The sequence below is a fragment of the Streptomyces sp. NPDC042102 genome (assembly GCF_055582305.1).
In genome coordinates this window covers 1,555,406-1,575,593 of the sequence record NZ_JBVJDL010000001.1, presented here as the reverse complement: position 1 = coordinate 1,575,593, position 20,188 = coordinate 1,555,406, and the positions used below count along the sequence as shown (strand labels likewise).

13 protein-coding genes and 2 pseudogenes are annotated in these 20,188 nt (G+C 74.4%); 5 read left to right on the top strand and 10 right to left on the bottom strand.

Annotation, left to right across the window (positions count from 1 at the left end; translation table 11 throughout):
• Positions 1-6 precede the first annotated feature (6 nt).
• From ACZ6KO_RS06490 to ACZ6KO_RS06465, 6 genes and pseudogenes are all read right to left on the bottom strand, one after another.
• A complete protein-coding gene (locus ACZ6KO_RS06490; RefSeq protein ID WP_469300743.1) occupies positions 7-2,475 on the bottom strand; it encodes an oxidoreductase in 2,469 nt (822 codons plus the stop codon).
• An 80-nt stretch (positions 2,476-2,555) separates the two neighbouring features.
• Positions 2,556-2,930: pseudogene (locus tag ACZ6KO_RS06485) on the bottom strand (acyl-CoA thioesterase); the annotation flags it as partial.
• Between the two features lie 75 nt (positions 2,931-3,005).
• Positions 3,006-4,631: pseudogene (locus ACZ6KO_RS06480) on the bottom strand (AMP-binding protein); the annotation flags it as partial.
• 134 nt (positions 4,632-4,765) lie between these two features.
• Positions 4,766-5,212, bottom strand: coding sequence for an ATP-binding protein (locus tag ACZ6KO_RS06475; RefSeq protein ID WP_469300741.1), 447 nt, complete (start codon positions 5,210-5,212; stop codon positions 4,766-4,768).
• A 230-nt stretch (positions 5,213-5,442) separates the two neighbouring features.
• On the bottom strand, positions 5,443-6,468 hold the full coding sequence (locus ACZ6KO_RS06470) for a LacI family DNA-binding transcriptional regulator (RefSeq protein WP_469300739.1): 1,026 nt from the start codon (positions 6,466-6,468) through the stop codon (positions 5,443-5,445).
• 154 nt (positions 6,469-6,622) lie between these two features.
• Complete coding sequence (locus ACZ6KO_RS06465) at positions 6,623-8,209, bottom strand: carboxylesterase/lipase family protein (protein ID WP_469300737.1); 1,587 nt, start codon at positions 8,207-8,209, stop codon at positions 6,623-6,625.
• Positions 8,210-8,763: 554 nt separating this feature from the next.
• Here ACZ6KO_RS06465 and ACZ6KO_RS06460 point away from each other — a divergent pair.
• The 4 genes from ACZ6KO_RS06460 (at position 8,764) to ACZ6KO_RS06445 (ending at position 13,322) form a co-directional block, all read left to right on the top strand.
• Positions 8,764-10,059 carry an MFS transporter gene (locus tag ACZ6KO_RS06460; RefSeq protein ID WP_469300735.1) on the top strand — a complete coding sequence of 432 codons (1,296 nt, stop codon included), beginning with the start codon at positions 8,764-8,766 and terminating at the stop codon, positions 10,057-10,059.
• Positions 10,060-10,175: 116 nt separating this feature from the next.
• A complete protein-coding gene (surE, locus tag ACZ6KO_RS06455) occupies positions 10,176-11,120 on the top strand; it encodes a 5'/3'-nucleotidase SurE (protein ID WP_469300733.1) in 945 nt (314 codons plus the stop codon).
• A gap of 54 nt (positions 11,121-11,174) precedes the next feature.
• Entirely contained in the window at positions 11,175-12,860 is a 1,686-nt protein-coding gene (locus ACZ6KO_RS06450; protein ID WP_469300731.1) for a carboxylesterase/lipase family protein, read from the top strand.
• A gap of 144 nt (positions 12,861-13,004) precedes the next feature.
• Positions 13,005-13,322, top strand: a complete 318-nt coding sequence (locus ACZ6KO_RS06445; protein ID WP_469300729.1) for a cupin domain-containing protein — start codon at positions 13,005-13,007, stop codon at positions 13,320-13,322.
• Here ACZ6KO_RS06445 and ACZ6KO_RS06440 read toward each other — a convergent pair.
• Positions 13,312-14,301, bottom strand: a complete 990-nt coding sequence (locus ACZ6KO_RS06440) for a tellurite resistance/C4-dicarboxylate transporter family protein (RefSeq protein WP_469300727.1) — start codon at positions 14,299-14,301, stop codon at positions 13,312-13,314. The genes ACZ6KO_RS06445 and ACZ6KO_RS06440 overlap by 11 nt on opposite strands.
• A gap of 197 nt (positions 14,302-14,498) precedes the next feature.
• Between ACZ6KO_RS06440 and ACZ6KO_RS06435 the strand changes: the two genes are divergently transcribed.
• Positions 14,499-15,284, top strand: coding sequence for an alpha/beta fold hydrolase (locus ACZ6KO_RS06435; protein WP_469300724.1), 786 nt, complete (start codon positions 14,499-14,501; stop codon positions 15,282-15,284).
• Between the two features lie 49 nt (positions 15,285-15,333).
• Here the strand turns inward: ACZ6KO_RS06435 and ACZ6KO_RS06430 are convergent, their stop codons facing one another.
• The 3 genes from ACZ6KO_RS06430 to ACZ6KO_RS06420 all read right to left on the bottom strand — a co-directional run bounded on the left by ACZ6KO_RS06430 (position 15,334) and on the right by ACZ6KO_RS06420 (position 20,182).
• Complete coding sequence (locus tag ACZ6KO_RS06430) at positions 15,334-16,191, bottom strand: alpha/beta fold hydrolase (RefSeq protein ID WP_469300721.1); 858 nt, start codon at positions 16,189-16,191, stop codon at positions 15,334-15,336.
• 112 nt (positions 16,192-16,303) lie between these two features.
• Entirely contained in the window at positions 16,304-17,914 is a 1,611-nt protein-coding gene (locus tag ACZ6KO_RS06425; protein ID WP_469300718.1) for a beta-N-acetylhexosaminidase, read from the bottom strand.
• 192 nt (positions 17,915-18,106) lie between these two features.
• Positions 18,107-20,182, bottom strand: a complete 2,076-nt coding sequence (locus tag ACZ6KO_RS06420) for a SpoIIE family protein phosphatase (protein WP_469300715.1) — start codon at positions 20,180-20,182, stop codon at positions 18,107-18,109.
• Positions 20,183-20,188 lie beyond the last annotated feature (6 nt).

Below are 20,188 nucleotides of genomic sequence, written 5' to 3'. Positions count from 1 at the left end.
TTCCGGTCAGCGGGTGGCCGCGGCGCGGGCGGATGCGGAGGCGGGCAGGTGCGGCGTCCAGCGCTGGTGCACCGGTACGGCGTCCCGGCGCAGCAGGTGCAGGCGCGGCGGGACCCGGTCGGTGCGGGCGGCCGGCGGAGTGGCGCTGCCCGCCCGCCAGGACGGCGCCCAGGGCGCGGCGGACCCCCGATAGCCCTGGGCGGCCGCCGCGTGCAGGGTCCACAGCGGGTCGTGCAGCTGGGCCCGGCCCACGGCGCACAGGTCGGCCCGGCCGGCCAGGATGATCGAGTTGACGTCGTCGTACGAGGAGATGGCACCGACGGCGAGCGTGGGGATGCCGGTGGCGTTGCGGATGAGGTCGGCGTACGGGGTCTGGTAGCTGCGCCCGTGGGCGGGCCGCTCGTGGGCGACGACCTCGCCGGTGGACACGTCCACGGCGTCCGCGCCGGCGTCGGCCAGCGCCCGGGCGACGGCGACGGCGTCGGCCGGGGTCGTACCGCCCTCGGCCCAGTCGGTCGCGGAGATCCGGACGATGAGCGCCTTGCCCGCGGGCCAGACGGCGCGTACGGCGCGCAGCACTTCCAGCGGGAACCGCAGCCGGCGCTCGAGGTCGCCGCCGTAGGCGTCGTCGCGGAGGTTGGTCAGCGGTGAGAGGAAGCCGGACAGCAGATGACCGTGACCGTACTGGAGTTCGATGGCGTCGAAGCCCGCACGGTGCGCGCGCTCGGCCGCCCGGACGAAGTCGCGCACGACGTCGTCCATGTCGGCGCGGGTGGCCTCGCGCGGCGCCGGCCCGCCCTCCTCCCAGGCCAGGGCGGAGGCCGCGAGCAGCGGCGGGCCGGCCGCGCGCCGCCCGGCGTGGGTGAGCTGGATGCCGAGGCAGGTGTCGCTCTGGCCGTGGACGAAGTCGGTGATGCGCCGCCAGGCGGCCTCCTGCGCTTCGGTGTAGAGGCCGGGGCAGCCCGTGGTGGCGCGGCCGTCGGCGCTGACGGCCGTCATCCCGGCGAGGACCAGGGCGGAGCCGCCGACTGCCTGGGTGCTCAGGTGGACGAGGTCGAAGTCGCCGGGGACGCCGTCGCGGGCGGTGTACAGGGCGACGGGCGGGACCACGACCCGGTTGCGCAGGTGCAGGCCGCCCAGCCGGAAGGGCCGGAACATCGGTGGTACGGCGGTCGTCGGCGCAGGCCCGGCCGTCGTACCGGGCGCGGCATCGGGCGCGGCATCGGGCGTGGCATCGGGCGTGGCATCGGGCGCGGTGTCCGTCGGAGCACCGGACGTGGTTCCGGGCGTGGTTCGGGGCGCGGTGGGCATCCCGCTCTGGGCCGCGTGCCAGGAGTCGACGGCGGTGGTGAACCGGGCGTCGCGCGCCCGCAGGTTGTCGTACGTGACGCGGCGGCTGCGGGTGAGCAGGTTGAAGGCGAACTGCCGCGGGTGCTGCCCGGTGTAGCGGTGGACGTTCTCGAACCACTCCAGACTGGCCTGGGCCGCGCGCTGGGTGGATTCCACCACCGGCTTGCGCTCGGCCTCGTACGCCGCGAGCGCGCTCGGCACGTCCGGGTGCTCGTTCAGGCAGGCGGCGAGTGCGAGGGCGTCCTCCATGGCGAGCTTGGTACCGGATCCGATGGAGAAGTGGGCGGTGTGCGCGGCGTCCCCGAGGAGGACGACGTTGCCGTGCCGCCAGGTGCGGTTGCGCACGGTCGTGAAGCGGATCCAGCGGGAGTTGTTGGGCAGGAGCCGATGCCCGTCGAGGTGGCTGGCGAGCAGCTCCTCGCACCAGCGGATGCTGTCCTCGTCGCTGTCGCCGCCCGCGCGCTCGCGGTCGGCGAACACGTCCAGCCCGGCGCGGCGCCAGGCGGCCTCGTCGATCTCCACGATGAAGGTGGAGCGGGTGTCGTCATAGGGGTAGGCGTGGACCTGGACGGTGCCGAAGTCCCGTTCCTCGACGATGAAGGTGAAGGCCTCGAAGACCTTGTCCGTACCGAGCCACATGTAACGGCAGTGGCGCTCGTCGAGGTCGGGGCCGAAGGTGTCGGCGTACGCGGCCCGGCCGGCCGACCGTACGCCGTCGCAGGCCACCACCAGGTCGTACGCCGCGGCGAGTTCGCCGACGGGCGGGGCCTGGGTGCGGTGGCGGACGTCCACGCCGAGGGCGGCGCAGCGTTCCTGGAGGATGCGCAGCAGCCGCCTGCGGCCGAGGGCGGCGAAGCCGTGGCCGCCGGAGGTGAGGACCTCGCCGCGGTAGCGGACGTCGATGTCGCTCCAGCGGGCGAACTCCGCCGACATGGCCGCGTAGACCTCGGGGTCCGCCTGGGCGATGCCGTCGAGCGTCTCGTCGGAGAAGACGACGCCGAAGCCGAAGGTGTCGTCGGGCGCGTTGCGCTCCCAGACGGTGACCTCCCAGTGCGGGGAGAGCTGCTTGGCCAGGGCCGCGAAGTACAGCCCGCCGGGCCCTCCTCCGATGACTGCTACGCGCACGGCGTACCTCCTCGTGGTGCAGGAACACAATTTATTGCGTGCAATTGACGCTCGTCAATATTCCAGAACATGAATGCGCCTCAGACGAGGTGCGCGGGCGACAGCGGGCCCGCCTTCGTCAGGGCCTCGCGCACGTCGTCGGGCCAGGGCGTGGTTCCGGTCGCGCGGGCGGCCGCGTGGGCGATGACCATCCGGCCCGCGGCGGCCTCCTCCCCCGCCCCGCCGCGCACGGTGAAGGCGTAGTGGAGGGAGCTCGTCCCCACCCGGGTGATGTTCAGTTCGGTCCGCACCAGCTCGCCGAACCACAGCCGGGCCCGGTAATCGGCCTCGAAGCGGACGCGTGGCGTGCTGCCGAAGAGATGGGACAGCCCCAGCCGGCGCAGCAGGGCGGCCTCGGCGGCCTCCACCCAGCGCACCACCGTGGAGTGGTGGTAGTGGCCGGCCGCGTCGGTGTCGGTCCACTCGACCCGGCTCGTGACGGTGATCCCGGGCAGGTCCGGCTCCGGCGCCCGGCCACCGCCACCGCCACCGCCAGCGGCGGCCTCGTGGGCGCGCCTGCGCAGTTCGCCGCGCTGGAGCTTCCCGGTGCCCGTGCGCGGGAGCGCGGTCACGAACTCGACGGCCCGCGGGTACTTGTACGGCGCGATGGCCCGTTTGACGTGTTCCTGGAGCTCCTTGACGGTGCCCGCACCGGGTTCGGCCCCGGCGCGCAGCACGACGTACGCCGTCACGAGCATGCCGCGCCGGTCGTCGGGCGCACCCACGACGCCGCACTCCTCGACGTACGGGTGGGTGGCGAGGGCCCGCTCGACCTCGGGGCCCGCGATGTTGTAGCCGGAGGAGACGATCATGTCGTCACTGCGGGCGACGTACCAGAAGTACCCGTCGGCGTCACGGACATAGGTGTCCCCGGTGATGTTCCGGCCGCCGCGGACATACGTCGTCTGGCGCGCGTCCGACAGGTAGCGGCAGCCCGTGGGGCCGGTGACCGCCAGCAGCCCCGGTTCGCCGTCGGGCACGGGCATGCCGTTCTCGTCCACCACCTCGGCGCGGTAGCCCGGGACCGGCCTGCCCGTGGCGCCCGGGCGGATGTCGTCGTCAGCCGCGGAGATGAAGACGTGCAGCATCTCGGTGGCACCGATGCCGTCGATGATGCGCAGCCCGGTCGCGTCATGGAACTCGTGCCACACCTTCGCCGGCAGCGCCTCGCCGGCCGAGACGCAGCGGCGCACCCCGGCCAGCCGGTCCACGGCACCGGCGGCCATGATCGCCCGGTAGGCGGTGGGGGCGGTGAACAGGACGGTCACGCCGTGCTCGGCGACGAGATCGGCCAGTTGCCGCGGGCCGGCCTGCTCGATCAGCAGGGTCGACGCCCCGACGTGCAGGGGGAAGACCACCAGACCGCCGAGCCCGAAGGTGAAGGCCAGCGGGGGCGTACCGGTGAAGACGTCGTCCCGGTGGGGCCTGAGGACGTGCCGGGAGAACGTGTCGGCGTTGGCCAGGACGTCCCGGTGGAAGTGCAGGGTGGCCTTCGGGCGTCCCGTGGTGCCGGAGGTGAAGGCGATCAGGGCCACGTCGTCGGCGGCGGTGGCGATGGTGGCGAAGCGGCCGCTCTTGGCCTCGCAGCGGGCGGTCAGGTCGTCGTCGGCCGGGCCGCCGTAGGCCAGGACGGTGAGCCCGGGGGTGTGGGCGCGGTCGAGTTCGTCCAGGTGGCGGTGGTCGCAGACGGCGACGGCCGGGCGGCTGATGTCGTGCAGCTCGGCGAGTTCGGCGGCGCGCAGCAGCGGCATCGTGGTGACGGCGACCCCGCCGGCCTTGAGGACGCCGAACCAGGCGGCGACCAGCCAGGGGTTGTTGGGGCCGCGCAGCAGGACCCGGTTGCCGGGGACGAGGCCGAGGTCCTCGGTGAGGACCTGGGCGACCTGGTTGGCGCGGCGGAGCAGGTCGCCGTAGCTCCACCGCTCGGTGGGGGTCAGCAGGCAGGGGCGGTCGGGACCCCACCGCTCGACGGCCTCGTCGAGCAGGCGGCCGGCGGCGTTGAGCCGGTCGGGATAGTCCAGCTCCGGGAGATCGAAGTGGAGTTCGGGCCAGAGGGAGAAGGCGGGCAACCGGTCACGGCAGAAGGAATCCGCGTGCGCGGACGGGGAGAGCTCCATGGGGCGGCACCTCGTTCAGGGGGCAGCGGGGAGGATGGAGTTAGTATCTCGATTTTTTGGCGACCGTCAATCTTTCGCGATATTCGCAGGCCGGCGCAGGGTCGAACGGGTCCGCCGGGGCCCGTTACGACACCTCAGGCCACAGGGACGCGCACCCGGGCGGTCTTGCCGAACTCGTGGGCCAACATGGCCAGTTCGCCGCCCAGCTCGGCGAGGAGCAGGGTGACGATCAGCAGTCCGCGGCCACCTTCGGCCTCCGCGTCGACCTCGTGGACGGGCGGCGGCAGGACCGGGTCACCGTCGGTGACCTCGAGCTGCAGCCAGCCGCCAACGAGGGTCACACTCACACCCAGCCGGTCGGAGGCGCGGGCCGCGTGCCGCACGGCGTTGCCGACGAGTTCGCTCACGGCCAGGACCAGGGCGTCCGCGACGGCGAGGGAGACCTGCCAGCCCTCCAGGACGGCCCGGACCCGGGAGCGCACCAGTGGAACGGTGGCGGGGGTCGGCTGGGCCGCCCAGTGGGCGCAGTCGCCGCCCGGGGACGCGGGGCGGGGGATGGTGCAGGCAGGGGCGGTGAGCATGACGTGCTCCCAGAGGGGGAAGGCGACGGCACCGCGGGAAACTCGTTCAACCGGCCAGGGCGCTGGGGGGCGCCGATGAGGCTCACAGTCGGCGGGAGGACGTCGCTGGAGTTGCGCTTACACGTGTAACACACTAGACCGCCCCTGCCGGGGGCACAAGCATTTTCGGACAAACGTTACGAAGCCCGGACGGCGCGCCGCAGGCCCGCGTCAGCGCGGGCCGACGTACGTCAGGTGGTCCGGCGCTGGACCAGGGCCGGCTCGATGGCCGGCACCGGCGCCGTCCGCCCCGTCTCGATCAGCTCGTGCAGGGCGTCGGCGATCCGCGCCGGCGACGGCAGGTCCAGGCGCACGGTGGTGAGCGGCGGCTCCTGGAGGGCGGAGAGCACGAGGTCGTCGCAGCCGACGATCGCGACGTCCTGCGGTACGGAGAGCCCCTCGGCCAGCAGCGCGTGCATCAGCAGCGCCGCGTACTCGTCGTTGTAGGCGAATACGGCGTCCAGCCCCAGGTCCTTCCAGCGGCGGGCCAGGTCCACGGCCGACTCGCGGGTGTGGGCGAGCTCGACCGGGGTGACGGTCGCCATGTGCCGGGCCGCGACCGACTGGGCCCCCGCCAGGCGCGGCCGGGCCAGCGAGTCGAGCCCGCGTTCCTGCGGCAGCACCACGCCGATCCGGGTGCGTCCGCGTGCGATGAGGTGCTGGGCCGCGACGGCGCCGACCTGGGCGTGGTCGAAGCCGATGGTGTGGACGCCCTCCACCGGACGGGCAGCGAAGGCGAGCAGGCCGCGCACGCCGGCGCGCCGCAGTACGTCCGCCGCCTGGGCGGTGAACCGGTCGCCGTCCATGGCGACGACCGCCGTCGGCCGCAGTTCGGCCCAGGCCCGGGCGGCGTCGAGGGGGTCGGCGAAGCGGCCCGCGTGGAGCACGGCCGTATAGCCGTACCGCTCCAGCTCGCTGTACAGGTCGTCCGCCCAGGAACTGACCAGACGGCCGATCGCCGAGACCGACACGGGCATCAGGATCAGGTTGCTGCGTCCGGCGCGCAGGGAGCGGGCGGTGGCGTTGGGCACGTAGCCGAGCTGCCTGGCCGCGGCCAGGACCCGCTCGCGGGTGCCCGCGCTGACGCGGTGGCCCTGGGTGTCGTTGAGGACGAAGGAGACGGTGGCGCGCGAGACCCCGGCGAGGCGGGCGACGTCGGCGCTGGTGATCGACGCGGGCGCCGGGGCGGCTCCGGTGGCGGGCTGGTTCCTGGCCATGGCGTGTCTCAGCGCTCCTCCGGTCGACGTACCATCTGCTCCTTTCAGGTTACACGAGTTAGATCTTTCCGCCCGGTTCACGGGCATGCCGAACGGGCAGCCGCTCCCTCCGTCAGCGACTGCCCGCCGGCCGCCCGGCCTGCCCTGTCGCCGGCTACGGGACCTCGGCGCGCGCCGCGGCGTGCAGCCGCCGGGAGGGGCCGGCGGGGTCGTCGGCGGCGGTCACGGTGGAGTCGAAGCACAGGGTGGTGCGGGTGTGCGTGTCGTACCGGGGCCAGGCCGGCATCCCGGGGTGGTTCGGGTCACCGGTGCGGACGAAGGCGATCCACGCCCGGTGCATGGCGGACGCGAGGGTGCCGCGGACGGCGGGATCGAGCCCGGCCAGGAAGGGGGCGTGCGACCAGTTCGCGAAGTTGTCGAAGACGAAGGGCAGTTCGAGGCAGTGCGCGGCGGCGAGCCGGCCCTCGTACGCCGGGGTGGGCAGGTCGAACTGGTACGCCCAGACCGGTCGCCCCCGTACCGCCCGCGCCTCGGCCAGCCGCACGCAGGGGACCCGGAACAGCTCGTCCGTGATCAGATCCATGAGGACGTCGGCCGGGCGGGCGCCGGGGCGCTCGCGCTCGTACGCGGCGTACACCTCGGGGGCCGCCTGCGCCCCGAAGGTCCGGGCGATCCGTGCCGTCACCTGTTCGCGCGTCGCCGCCGCGCATCCCTCGTCCAGGGCGAAGCCGAAGTTCGCCTCCTCCCGGGTCCACCCGATCATCACGTCGACGTCGGCCGCGGCCGCTCCGTGCAGCAGCGCCTCGGCCGGGTGGCAGGGCAGCGTGACACCGTCCCGTACGGGCAGGAACGGCGTGGGCCAGTAGCCCCAGCGCATGGTCCGCGCGAAGAGCCCGCCCGCCGCGCCGATCAGCGACGGCCAGGGCAGGTCGCGCAGTTCCGCCACGGTCTTGACGCCGGCGAGCTCCAGGAAGGCGGCGGTCCGCTCCAGGTACGTGCCGGGGTCGGGGAGGTCCAGGCCGAACGGAGGGCTCTGGAGGATCACCCGGCGGATCATGCCGCGCGCCTCGGGGTGGCCGGCGAGCGCGGCGGTGGACAGCGCTCCGCCCGACTGCCCGGCGACCGTGATCGACTCCGGGTCGCCGCCGAGGGCGGCGATGTTGTCCCTCACCCAGCGCAGGGCGGCGAGCTGGTCGGTGAGCCAGTAGTTGCCCTCGGCTCCCGCCTCCGCCCCGCCGGCGTCGGTGTCGGGGGCGGCGTCGGGGGCGAGGTAGAGATAACCGAGCGGCCCGATGCGGTAGTTGATGCTGACCACGACGAGATCGCCGTCGCGCGCGAAGGTCTCGCCCGAGTACTGGGGCAGTGAGCCGGAACCGGACAGGAAGCCGCCGCCGTGGATCCAGAGCAGCACCGGGCGGCGGCCCGCATCGGGCGCGGGCGTCCAGACCGTGAGGGTCAGGCAGTCCTCGTCGAACGGCGGCGATCCGTGGCCGCCCAGCACCGGGTCACCGCCCTCCATGTACAGCTGCGGCGCGCTGGGGCCGTCGGCCGTCGCGTCCCGCGTACCGCTCCAGCCCGGGTGCGGCCGGGCGGGGCGCCACCGCAGGTCACCGACCGGCGGGGCGGCGTACGGCACGCCCCGGAAGACGGCGATCCCGCCTTCGGCCGTGCCGCGCAGCCGCCCCGCGGGGAGGTCCACCACGACCGGGTCCCGGTCTGGAGAGTGAGCCGTGAGCACCATGAGCCTTCCTTCCTGGACCGCGCGCCGAGCACGCGCCGACCCGGCGAGAGTATGGCGCCAATTCAACGATCGTCAATCAAGTGCGATATCCGAGCGGACCGGCGCCCGGCATCGCTACGTGTGACACCGGGCGGCCACGACCAGCGTGGCGCCTCCGACGCTGGGCACACAAGCCCTCGCCGAGTGGTTACACGTCATCGCGCCGGAGTTCCCGCCTCGGTCACGATCTGCACAACGCGACTGCCGGACCTCTAGCCCCGCCATGGAATGGGTGCTACACAGTCTCCATGCGCCGCCGGTAACACGTGTAACACCACCACGTACGTCACGCCGACGTGAACCATCACGGTCGCGTCGCTGTCGCGACCCCTTCACCCCCTTCGCCGCGACCCCTGCGCGGGGCACCCCCACCCCGCACCCCCACCCGGCACCCCCACCCGGCACCGCCTGCGCGCTCCGCCCGCCCCGGTCCCCACCCGGTGCTGTTGCCGCCGCGCCTTCCCCGCCGACGCCCACGCACCGCACCGTCCCCGCACCGTTCCCGAGGAGTCGTCATGGCCACGAACGACGTCACCGAACCGCCGGCCCCCGGCCCCCACCCCTCCCCGGCGTCCGGCACCCCCGGTACGCCCGCCGCGTCCCCCGTCCCACGGCAGCGCCGCCTGCTGCTCCTGCTGCTCGTCGCCAACTCCGCCCTGATGGCCGTCTACATGGGCGTCGGATCCGTCCTGCTGCCCACCCAGATCGCCACGATCGCCCCCGATGACAAGGTCGCGGTCCTGGGCCTGATCGGCGGGGTCAGCGCGGTGTTCGCAACCGCCTTCAACCCGATCGCCGGCGCCCTGTCGGACCGCAGCGGCCGGCGCAACCCCTGGATCCTGGGCGGCGCCCTCGCCTCGCTCGCGGGTCTCGCGCTCCTCGGCAGCGTCACCACCGCCCTGCTCGTCGGCATCGCCTGGTGCCTCGTCCAGGCGACCATGAACGTCTACCAGGCCGCCGTCACCGCGGTCGTGCCCGACCGGGTGCCCGCCGCCCGGCGCGGCACCGCCTCCGCGCTGGTCGGACTGGGGCTGCCGATCGGCGGCACGGTCGGCGTACTCATCGCCTCCCAGACCGCCGGCCACCTGCGGACGGGCTATCTGGTGCTCGGCGCCGTGGGCGCCGGGGCCGCGCTGCTGCTCACCTCGTTCTGCCGCGACGTACCCCGGTCCGGGTCCGTCCCCACCGCGGCGCGGGCGAGCGGGAAGGCACAGGTGGCGGCGTTCCTGTCGGCCCTGGCCGACCACGACTTCCGCTGGGCCTTCATCGGCCGTGCCCTGATGGTCCTCGGATACTTCTCCGTCGTCGGCTACCAGCTCTACGTCCTCGACGACCACATCACCCTGCCCGCCGGACTGACCCCGCCCGCCGCGATCGCGGTGCTCACCCCGGTGTCGATGGCCGCGATGGCGCTGTCCACCGTGGTCGGCGGGCTGCTGTCCGACCGCTGGAACCGGCGCAAGGTGTTCGTGGGCGTCTCGGCCGCGCTCGCCGGGCTCGTCATGGCCGTGCCCGTGATCAGCCCCACCTGGACCGGCATGCTCGTCTTCAGCGCGCTCAACGGTCTCGCGTTCGGCTGCTTCATGGCCGTCGACACCGCGCTCGTGACCCTGGTCCTGCCGCGGGCCGAGGACGCCGCGCGCGACATGGGCGTCCTGAACATCGCGAACGCCGGGCCGCAGATCATCGCCCCGTTCGTCGCCTCCGCCGTCGTCACCTCCCTGGGCGGGTACACCCCGCTCTTCCTGGTCGGCGGCGCCCTGTCGCTGGTGGGCGCGCTCGCCATCCTCCCCATCCGAGGCGTGCGCTGACCCACCCCGCCCACCCGGCCGAAGCTCCGGCGGGCGCGCGCCGAGGGTCGTGCGCCCGCCGGTCCCACCCCGCTCACCCTCACCGTCACCCCTCCCTCCCCTTCGAAGGAGCCCCTGTGAGACGCAAGCGAGTTCTGCCACTGGCCGCACTGCTGCTGTGTACGCCGGCCCTGGCCGGGACCGCGCCCGCCGCCGCCTCCGCGCACACGCTGGCCTCGGCCGCGACAAGGCCGACGGCACCGGACGGGCCCGCCGCCCGACCGCTGCGGATCCTGCTGACCAACGACGACGGCTACACCGCGCCCGGCATCCGCAAGGCGTACGAGCGGCTGACCGCCGCCGGGCACGACGTCACCATCGTGGCCCCGCTCACCAACCAGAGCGGCACCGGGACCAAGATGATGGGCGGCGCCACCCTCGCGGTGCGCCACCCCGAGCCGAAGGTGTGGGCGGTCGACGGCACCCCCGGCGACTCGGTGCTCTTCGGGCTGGCCGAGGTGTTCGCCGGGCGCGCCCCCGACCTGGTGGTCTCCGGCACCAACTTCGGGCCGAACGTCGCGGGCCTCGCGACGCACTCGGGGACGGTCGGCGGTGCGGTCGCCGCCCTGGAGCACGGCGTCCCGGCCATCGCCCTGAGCACGGGCGGCCTCACGGTCCCCGACCCGGTCACGACCGTCAACGCCATGGGCCCCACCGTCGACTTCGCGGTCAAGCTGATCGACCGGCTGCGGGCGCGGTCCGCGTCCGGGCCGCTGCTGCCCAAGGGCATCGGGCTCAACGTGAACCACCCCGTGGTGGGCGCCGACGGCACGGGGACGGCCGCCGGGGTCGCCGCCACGGTCCAGGACCCGCAGACCTTCCTGGAACCGGACTTCACCGATTCCGGGGACGGCACCTGGAAGGTGACGGTGAAGGTCGTCCCGCGGCCCGCCGTCCGGGGCGGGGACGTGGAGGCCGTCAGCTCCGGGAAGATCGCCGTCAGCCCGATGCAGGCCGACTGGAACACCGGGCCCGCCGACTTCGCCGCCACCTCGGCCCTGCTCGCGGGGCTGCGCCCGTGAACCGGCTGCCGTGAGCCCCCCTGTCCGTGACCTTTCGTGACCTCAGGAGGACGAATGACGAAGCCCCCCGAGCGGCTTCACCCCGTACGGCCCCGCCGCCGCCCCCGGCTCAGTGCCCGGCGCGGCCCCCGGCTCGCGCCCCGGCTCACCCCCTGGCTCGCCTGGCCCCTGGCCGCCGCGGCCGTGCTCGCGGCGGCGTTCCCCGCACCCGCGGCCGCCCCGGGCGGCGGATCCCCGCGCGGCGGATCGCCGCGTCCGGTGGTCGCGGTCGCCCAGGGCGCGCTGCGCGGCCAGAATCATGACGGCGCCCAGGAGTTCCTGGGCGTCCCCTACGCCGCCGCCCCCGTGGGCGAGGAGCGGCTGCGGGCCCCCCGGGAGGCGCGGCGCTGGAGCGGCGTGCGCGAGGCCACCACGCAGGCGCCCGCGTGCGTGCAGTTCTCGCCGTTCGGTCTCGCGGACCCGTCGGCCGTCAGCGAGGACTGTCTCCACCTGGACGTGTACCGGCCCCGTACCGCGCGTGCCGGCGCGCGGCTGCCGGTGATCCTCTGGATCCACGGGGGCGCGTACAGCCAGGGCACGGGAACCCAGTTCGGCGGCCGCACGATGGCCGAGCTGACGGACAGCATCGTGGTGTCGGTCAACTACCGGCTCGGCCAGCTCGGTTACCTGGGCCTGCCCGAGCTGGGCCGCGAGAACCCGCTCGCCTCCGGCTCCTTCGGGCTGATGGACCAGATCGCGGCGCTGCGGTGGACCCGGGAGAACATCGCGGCCTTCGGCGGCGACCCGGGCAACGTCACGGTCTCCGGGCAGTCCGCGGGCGGCGGTTCGGTCTGCGCCCTGCTCGCCTCGCCGCAGGCGGCCGGGCTGTTCGGGCGCGCGATCCTGCAGAGCGGTCCGTGCACGCTGCTGGGCCCGCCCGACCGGGCGCGGGCCGAGGCCGAGGGCCGTGCGTTCGCCGCGAGCGTCGGATGCGCCGAGCCGGAGCGGGTCGCCGCCTGCCTGCGCGCCGTACCCGCGGCCGATCTGGTCGGCGCGGCGCGGACCCGGCCCACCTCGGGCCCTTCGTACGGTGACGGGCTGCTGCCCGTCGAGCCCGCGGAGGCGATCCGGGGCGGCGCCTGGAACAAGGTGCCCGTCCTGATCGGCAGCACCCGGTCGGAGGCGCGGCTGTTCGTCGCGTTCACGCATCCGGGGCTGACGGCGGAGCAGTACGCGGCCCAGGTGCGGGCCACGTACGGGGCGGCCGCCGACGAGGTCCTCGCGCGCTACCCGGTCACCGGCTACGCCTCCCCGTACCTGGCCCTGTCGGCGGTGCTGACCGACGCGGGCTTCGCCTGCGGGACGTACGGGACCGCGCGGCTCTTCTCGGCGCAGGTGCCGACGTACCTCTACGAGTTCGACGACCCCGACTCCCCCACCCTGCGCGGCGCGCAGGTGCCGGGGCTGGACATGTCCAACGCGCACAGCGCCGAGCTGGCCTACCTGCACGACTTCACCATGGGCGACCGGCCGCTGACCCCGGTCCAGGCCGCGCTCGCGCACCGGATGAAGCGGTACTGGGGTGCCTTCGCGCGGTCCGCGGACCCGAACGCGCCGGGTCAGGTCCGGTGGCCGCCGGCCGGTCCGCGGACCACGGCCCTGATCCTGAGCCCGACGGACACCCGGCCGGCCGGCACCTTCGCCGCCGACCACCGGTGCGACTTCTGGCAGACCCTGTCCGCCCCCGCGCCGCTCTCCTGATCCGGGCGCCGGCCCGGTGCCGGCGGCGGGCCCCCGTCCCGGTTCCGGGGCGGGGGTTTGGCGTCGCGGGCACGGGGCAGGCGCGGGAGCGGTAGGAGTCAGCAGATCGGGTGTGTCCGCACCACGTACGTACGGGAGCACCACGTGAAAGACCTCGCCACCCTCGCGGAGGAGCAGCTGACCGCCGCCCGGGCCGACCGGCACGGGCGCAGCGCCCTGCTGATCCTTCGGGACGTACCGCTGCGGCAGACCGTCATCGCCCTGACCGACGGCACGCAGCTGGGCGAGCACGCCACCCCGCCCGCGGCGTCCCTGCAGGTGCTGCGCGGCAGCGTGCGCGTCAGCAGCGACCACGCCGACGTCGAGCTGTCGCAGGGCGTCCTGTACCTGCTGCCGTCCGGGCACCACAGCGTGACCGCGATCGGTGACGCCGCGGTCCTGCTGACCGCCGTCAATCCGTAGCCCGCGGACCGCGCCGGCCCGTACCCGTGAGCACCAGCCCGGTGGCCGTCAGCAGCCAGGCCCCGAGCGCGATCCACAGCAGCAGCTCGCCGAGGACGCGCAGGTCCTCCACGCCCGCCGTCTCCGCCCCGGACAGGCAGGCCACGGCCGCCATGCCGAGCGGGAAGACCGTCGACCACCGCCCCAGGTCGTACCCCGTACGCCGCCAGCGCACTTCCGCTGCCATCAGGACGACGTACCAGGCGAGCTCGAGCACGATCAGGAGCAGCGTCGTCACGCGCAGCGCGTCGTGTGCCGGGCCCGTCCACAGGGGCGAGGCGAGGAGCCTGGAACCGGCGAGCGCGGAAATGGCCAGTGCTCCGCCCGCGATCCAGTGGTCGCCGCTGCCCTCGGCGATCTGCCGGAAGTCGAAGCGGACCAGGGCTTCGAGGTAGAGCAGCAGGCCGAGGAGGAAGAACACGAGTGCGGCCCGTGCGAGCCAGTCGCCGTAGCCGGCGGCGGCCAGCTCGGCCGCGAGGACGGCCGGCGCCTGGGTGGCCACGCACACCAGGAAGGCCGCGCCGGGCATGCCGCGGTGCCAGTTCCGCATCACGCCGACCAGCAGGACCGGCCAGACGGCCATCGCCAGCACCAGCAGGGCCGCCGCGAGCGTCTGCCAGCCGCTGTTGGAGACGCGCACACCGAGTACGCAGGTCGCGGCGACGGCGGTGAGGGCGGGCGGGGTGTCGGCCTCGGACCGCCAGCGGGCCCGGTCGCGGGTGAGCCGGGCGGCGAATCCGGCGGCGAGCACCAGCCACAGCAGGGCGGCGAGGAGGAACAGGACACCGGAGAGCGCGCCGGTCAGCCCGCGGGGGCCGATGAGCCACAGGCCGATGGAGACGATGCCGGTGGCCATGACCGCGGCACCCGCCGCCGGTGGCAGCTCGGCCCAGCGCGGCGGTGCCGCGGCGCCGGCGGGTACGCCTGCCCGTGTGCTCACTCCTCCAGCGGATCCCGTACGGGCGCGCCGCGCCACTCGGGCGCAGCATGTGGACCGTCGGAGGAGCGTGCGGTGGGCCGACCGGCACGGACGGTGACCGCCGAAAGACGCCGATCCCCGGACCGGTCGCCGGACCGGTCGCCGGACCGGTCGCAAACCGGATCGCGCTCGCGGCGCTCACCTGCGACGATCTGCGGATGATCAGACTTGCCGACGATCTCGGCCACCTGTCCTACACCGTCACCGGCGACGGTTCACCCGTGGTGCTCGTCCACGCCGGCGTCGCCGACCACCGCATGTGGGACGCCGTCGCGCCCGCCCTCGCCGAGCGGCACACCGTCATCCGGTACGACCTGCGCGGCTTCGGTGATTCCGCGCCCCCGGCCGGCCCGTTCAGCACGACCGACGACCTGTGCCGCCTCCTGGACCATCTCGGTCACGACAGCGTCCGCCTCGTCGGCGCGTCCTGGGGCGGCCGCGTGGCCGTGGACTTCACGCTCGCCCACCCGGGCCGGGTGCACTCCCTGACCGTGCTCGCCCCGCCGTGGCCCGGCTACGGCTGGTCCGCCGACATGATCGCGTACGACGAGGCCGAGACCGCGGCCCTGGCCGCCGGCGACCTGGACACCGCGGTCGCGGTGAACCTGGACATGTGGCTGCGCGGGCCCGGCCGCGACTGGGCGGACGTCGCCCCGGGGCTGGCCGAGGAGCTCCGTACCGCGGTGCGGACCTCCCTGGTGAACCAGGACGCCGTCGGGGAACACTCCCGGGGCGGTCCGGGAGGCGACATCGCCACGATCACCTGTCCCACCCTGGTCGGGATCGGCCGGCTCGACGTCGCCGACTTCCAGGACATCGCCCGCCGCTACGCCACCGGGATCCCCGGCGCCACGCTGGTCGAGTTCCCCGCCGCGGCCCACCTGATCGCCCTGGACGCGCCCGCCGAACTCACCGCGGCGCTCGGACCGTTCCTGGCCCGCTGAGGTCGCCGCAGCGCCCGGCGCCGGGGTCGGCGCCGGGCGCAGACGGCGTTCAGCCGGTCTGCCGGGCCGGCTCCGCCCCGGTGGCGACCAGGAAGTCGGTGAGGGCCTTCGCGAGCCGCTCGGGCTGGTCCTCGGGCACGAGGGTGGAGGAGTCCTCGATCTCGACCAGCCGGGCCTGCGGGTACAGGGCGGCCAGCCGGGGGCCGTGCTCACGGGGCATCAGCCGGTCCTCGGTGGCCCAGACGACCAGCACCGGGCGGTCGAACTCGCGCAACCGCTCGCTCCAGGCCAGCAGGGTCCGGCGGCCGGGCGCCCCGGTGGCGAACTTGGCGAAGTCCCGGCGGATGGCCCTGCTGCGCGTGGCGGGCGCGAACCAGTCGTCCATGATGTCGTCGGGGATCCCGCGCAGGCTCATCCCGCCGTAGCCGCCCGGGTGGTGACGGACGGCGGGCAGGCGCATCAGGCGGGTCAGGACCCATACGGATCCGGGGATCCGCGTCACCAAGGCCATCGCCTTGGCCGGTCCCGGCGGGAAGTTGTCGAAGGCCTCGCAGGCCACCAGCACCAGGCGGGCGATCCGCTGGGCCCGTCCCTGGGAGATGAGGAACTGGCCCCCGCCCCAGTCGTTCAGCACCAGGGTCACCCCGTCCAGGCCGAGTTCCTCGATGAACTCGCCCAGGATCCTGGCCATGCCGGCCTGGGAGAGGTCGGCGTCGGGTTTCATCGGGCTGCGGTGGCCGCCGAGGGGCAGCGTGGGCAGCACGCAGCGGTACCCGTCGAGCAGCGGGACGACCTTGCGCCACTGGGTCTCGTTCATGGGCATGCCGTGGGCGAAGACCAGGACGGGCCCCTCACCACCGGTGTCCTGGTAGTCGATCGGTCCGGACGAAAGCTCGACGCGCGGCATGGCGACCCCCTGTGACGGATCATCTCACCGTACCCGCGATGCGCCGGGTGTATCGATCAGAAGCGTTGTCGATCCCCGCCCACCGCGTCACCAGCCCTGCGGGTCACGACACCTAGCTGCGCCAGGGGACCTTCGGTGAGCGGTAGAAGGTGATGCCCAGGGCGTCCAGCCGGGGCCCCTGGGCCGCGAGACGCAGCTGGTAGGCGGCCCAGTTGTGGGTGGCGGCGGGCGACCAGCCGATCTCCGCGACGCCGGGGAGCCTCGGGAACGCCATGTACTCCAGGTGGGCGCTGGTGGTCAGGGTCTCCGTCCACAGCGGGGCCTCCACGCCCAGCACGGCACCGGCGGGCATCCCCCTGACGAGGGTGGCCGGGTCCCAGGCGTACGCCTTGTCGACCTCGACCAGGCCCGCCCAGTCCAGGCCGAGCGGGGTGCTCGCCGTGTACTTCATGTCGAGGTAGGCGTGGTTGGCGGGCGACATCACGAACCGGGTGCCGGACCGGGCCGCGGCCACGGCCTCGACGTCCGTACCGCCCAGACCCCAGTACTGGGCGACCGTCCCGGGCACGGGGCGCGCCCCGGTGATCTGGTGCCAGGCCATGACCGACTTGCCGTGCTTGGTCACCAGCGGCTGGACCTTGTCCATGAAGGTCACGTAGTCGGCGGGCGGCGTGGCCGCCGCCTCGTCGCCGCCGATGTGGACGTACCGGCCGGGCGTGAGCGCGGTCAGTTCGCGCAGCACGTCGTCGAGGAAGGTGTACGTGACCGGCTTGGGCACGCACAGCGAGCTGAAGCCCACCTCGGTGCCGGTGTAGAGGGGCGGGGCGACGCCGTCGCAGTTCAGCTCGGCGTACGAGGCCAGGGCCGCGTTGGTGTGGCCGGGGGTGTCGATCTCGGGGACGACCTCCAGGTAGCGGGACGCCGCGTGGCGCACGATCTCCTGGTAGTCGGCCTTGGTGTAGTGGCCACCGGGGCCGCCGCCCACCTGGGTGGAGCCGCCGTACGTCGCCAGCCGCGGCCAGGAGTCCACCGCGATCCGCCACCCCTGGTCGTCGCTCAGGTGCAGGTGCAGGGTGTTGATCTTGTACAGGGCCACCTGGTCGATGTAGCGCTTGATCTGGTCGACGGTGAAGAAGTGCCGGGAGACGTCCACCATGACCCCGCGGTACGCGTACCGCGGGGCGTCGGTGAGGGTGCCGCCCGAGATCTGCCATGGGCCGGGCTGGCGGGTGCGCCGCTCGACGGCGGCGGGCAGCAGCTGGCGCAGTGTCTGTGCGGCGTGGAAGAGCCCGGCCGGCCGGTTGGCGGCGACGCGCACCGTGCCCGGGCCGCTCACCAGGCGGTAGCCCTCGTCGCCCAGGGCCCGGTCGTCCGCGCCGAGGCGCAGCTGGATCCCGTCGGTGCCCGGACCGGTGACCACGGGCAGGGGGTGGCCGGTCGAGGGCCGCAGGATGCCGGCGAGGTACTCGCCGACCTGCCGGGCTTCGGCGGAGCCGGCGTCGACCCGGATGGCGGTGGTGGCACCGAGGGTGTACGGGGATCCGCCCGGCCGGACGGAGGCGGGCGCCGGGACGATCCCGCCCAGCGGGACGGGCACGGCGGCAGCGGCGGCGGCCCCGTCGGGTGCGGCCGCGGTGGAGACGGCGGCCGCCGCGAGGAGCAGGAGCGAACCGAGGAGGCGGGGCAGGCGGCGCCGCGGGGCGGCCGTTCGGTGCCTGGGCACGGGCGGTCCCTTCGATGGGGGTCGCGGACGGATCGCGCGGAACCTGTGAGGACGTTTCCAACACCGCGCGTCCCCCAACCCTTCAACCGGTGCGGACCGGCGCGGACCGGCCGGATCCGGCCGGTCGCCGCCCCACGCGCCGCCCCACGCGCCGCCCCACGCGCCGCCCCGCGCGGCCCGGCGGCCGTCGGGCTATGGCCGGGGCGCCCGCCGCACCTGGGCCAGGACGAGCACCGTGTCGTCGGTCGCCGGGTCCGGCAGCAGGTTCGCCAGGATGCGGTCGGCGGCCTCCTCCAGCGAGCCCAGCGGCGCGCGCAGCTGGGCGCGCAGCGCGTCGACGCCGGAGTCGATGTCCCCGCCCCGGGTCTCGACGAGGCCGTCGGTGTACAGGGCCACGGTGGCGCCCTCGGGCAGGTCGATCTCGGTCGACCGGAACGGTACGCCGCCCACCCCGAGCGGTACGCCGAGCACGTCGGCGACGGCTTCCACGGTCCCGTCCGGGTGCCGGACCAGGGGTGGCGGGTGGCCGGCGCTGGCGATCCGGGCCCGGCCGGTGCGGACGTCGTACTGGAGGTACAGGCAGGTGGCCCATTCGATGCCGGCCTCCTGGGCGCAGGCGTCGAGTTCGGCGAGGAGCGCCGCGGGGTCACGGGTGTGCCGCGCGAGGGTCTTCGCCGTGATCCGCAGCCGGCCCATGGCCGCGGCGGCGGGGACGCCGTGCCCCATGACGTCGCCGACGACCAGGGCCACCTGGTCGCCGGAGAGCGCGATCACGTCGTACCAGTCGCCGCCGACCTCGGTGACCCGGCTGCCGGGCAGGTAGCGGTGGGCGATGTCGACGTGCGGGCCGGCCCCGGGGGCGCTGGGCAGCAGGGCCCGCTGGAGGGTGAGCGCGATGTCCTGGACCCTGCTGTACAGGCGCGCGTTGTCCAGGCACAGGGCGGCCCGGGAGGCCAGCTCCCCCGCGAGGCTGAGGTCCTCCTCGGCGAACGCGGGGCGCGCGGCCGAACGGCCGAACATGGTGAGGCCCTGCACCGTGCCGCGCGCGATGAGCGGGGCGATGACGATGCAGGCCAGGCCGCTGTCCCGCAGGAGCCGCGCGCGTTGCTGGTGGACGACGGTCCGGGTCACGAAGTCCTCGTCCACCTGGACGCACAGGGGCCGGCCGGTGCTGAGCATCTGGTGGATGCTGGACCCCGGCGGGTAGGTGACCCGTTCCAGGCCGCCCACCAGCTCGGGGGCCGGCGGGGCGAGGGTGGTGTGCGCGGCGATCCGGCGGGTGATCAGCGGCAGCTCGGGGAGGAAGTCCTCGCTCTCGTCCATCCACTCGACGAGTTCGACGACGGCGGCGTCGCAGAACTCCGGCACCACCGCGTCGACCACCTCGCGGGCGGTGACCTCGAGGTCGAGGGTGGTGCCGATCCCGGCCGAGGCCCGGTTCAGCAGCGCCAGGCGCTGGCGGGCGGCGCTCGCCTCCAGGATGGCCTGTTCCCGGTCGGTGACATCGATCAGCAGGCCGCCGACACCGCGCCGGGTGTCGCCCGTCCCGCTCAGCGGGAAGAAGCTCACCGACCGCACCTGGTCGCGGTCCGGGTGACCGGGCGTGCGCAGCCCGATCAGCATGCCCACCACCGGCCGGTCGCCCTCCGCGACGGCCCGCAGCACCCGCGGGAACTCGCCACCGTCAGACATGATCATGACGTCTTCCACGCGGCGTCCGAGGTGGCCGGTGACGGAGACGCCGTCCATGTCGGCGAGCGCCTGGTTGAGGTGGACGTAACGCAGCTCCTCGTCGAGCATGACCAGGCCGATCGGGCAGGTCTCGAAGAGGGAGTCGAGGAAGGACAGGTTGGTCTTCACCCGGTCGAGTTCGTCGCCGCTGCTGGCCAGGACCATGACCACGCTCGCGCCGTCCGGGCCGGTCACGGGGAAGACCCGGAACCCGCAGGCGAACACGGTGCCGTCGCGGTGCCGCGCCGGCAGCCGGACCCGCCAGTACCCCAGGGTGCGGGCGCGCTCGACCAGCTGCTCGGCGCTGCCGGGGCCGTCCGCCCCGGGTGCGGGCGGCGGGAAGAGGAGCGAGGCGGGCCGGGAGAGCACGTCCGCCGCCGGGTACCCGAAGAGGCTCCGGGCCCCGGGCCCCCAGTAGCGGACCCGGCTCTCGCCGTCGAAGCCGAACACGGCCACCGGCACGTGCTCCAGCAGGGACCCCGGCTCGGACCGGATCGGGCCGGGATCGTGCTCGCCCCCCAGCCGGTCCGGTGGCATCGGTCG

What these genes read in the sequence shown, in the direction of transcription:
- ACZ6KO_RS06475 (WP_469300741.1), bottom strand. Translation starts at nt 5,212, where the DNA reads ATGCTCACCGCCCCTGCCTGCACCATCCCCCGCCCCGCGTCCCCGGGC.
- ACZ6KO_RS06470 (WP_469300739.1), bottom strand. Translation starts at nt 6,468, where the DNA reads ATGGCCAGGAACCAGCCCGCCACCGGAGCCGCCCCGGCGCCCGCGTCG.
- ACZ6KO_RS06465 (WP_469300737.1), bottom strand. Translation starts at nt 8,209, where the DNA reads ATGGTGCTCACGGCTCACTCTCCAGACCGGGACCCGGTCGTGGTGGAC.
- ACZ6KO_RS06460 (WP_469300735.1), top strand. Translation starts at nt 8,764, where the DNA reads ATGGCCACGAACGACGTCACCGAACCGCCGGCCCCCGGCCCCCACCCC.
- ACZ6KO_RS06450 (WP_469300731.1), top strand. Translation starts at nt 11,175, where the DNA reads ATGACGAAGCCCCCCGAGCGGCTTCACCCCGTACGGCCCCGCCGCCGC.
- ACZ6KO_RS06435 (WP_469300724.1), top strand. Translation starts at nt 14,499, where the DNA reads ATGATCAGACTTGCCGACGATCTCGGCCACCTGTCCTACACCGTCACC.
- ACZ6KO_RS06430 (WP_469300721.1), bottom strand. Translation starts at nt 16,191, where the DNA reads ATGCCGCGCGTCGAGCTTTCGTCCGGACCGATCGACTACCAGGACACC.
- ACZ6KO_RS06420 (WP_469300715.1), bottom strand. Translation starts at nt 20,182, where the DNA reads ATGCCACCGGACCGGCTGGGGGGCGAGCACGATCCCGGCCCGATCCGG.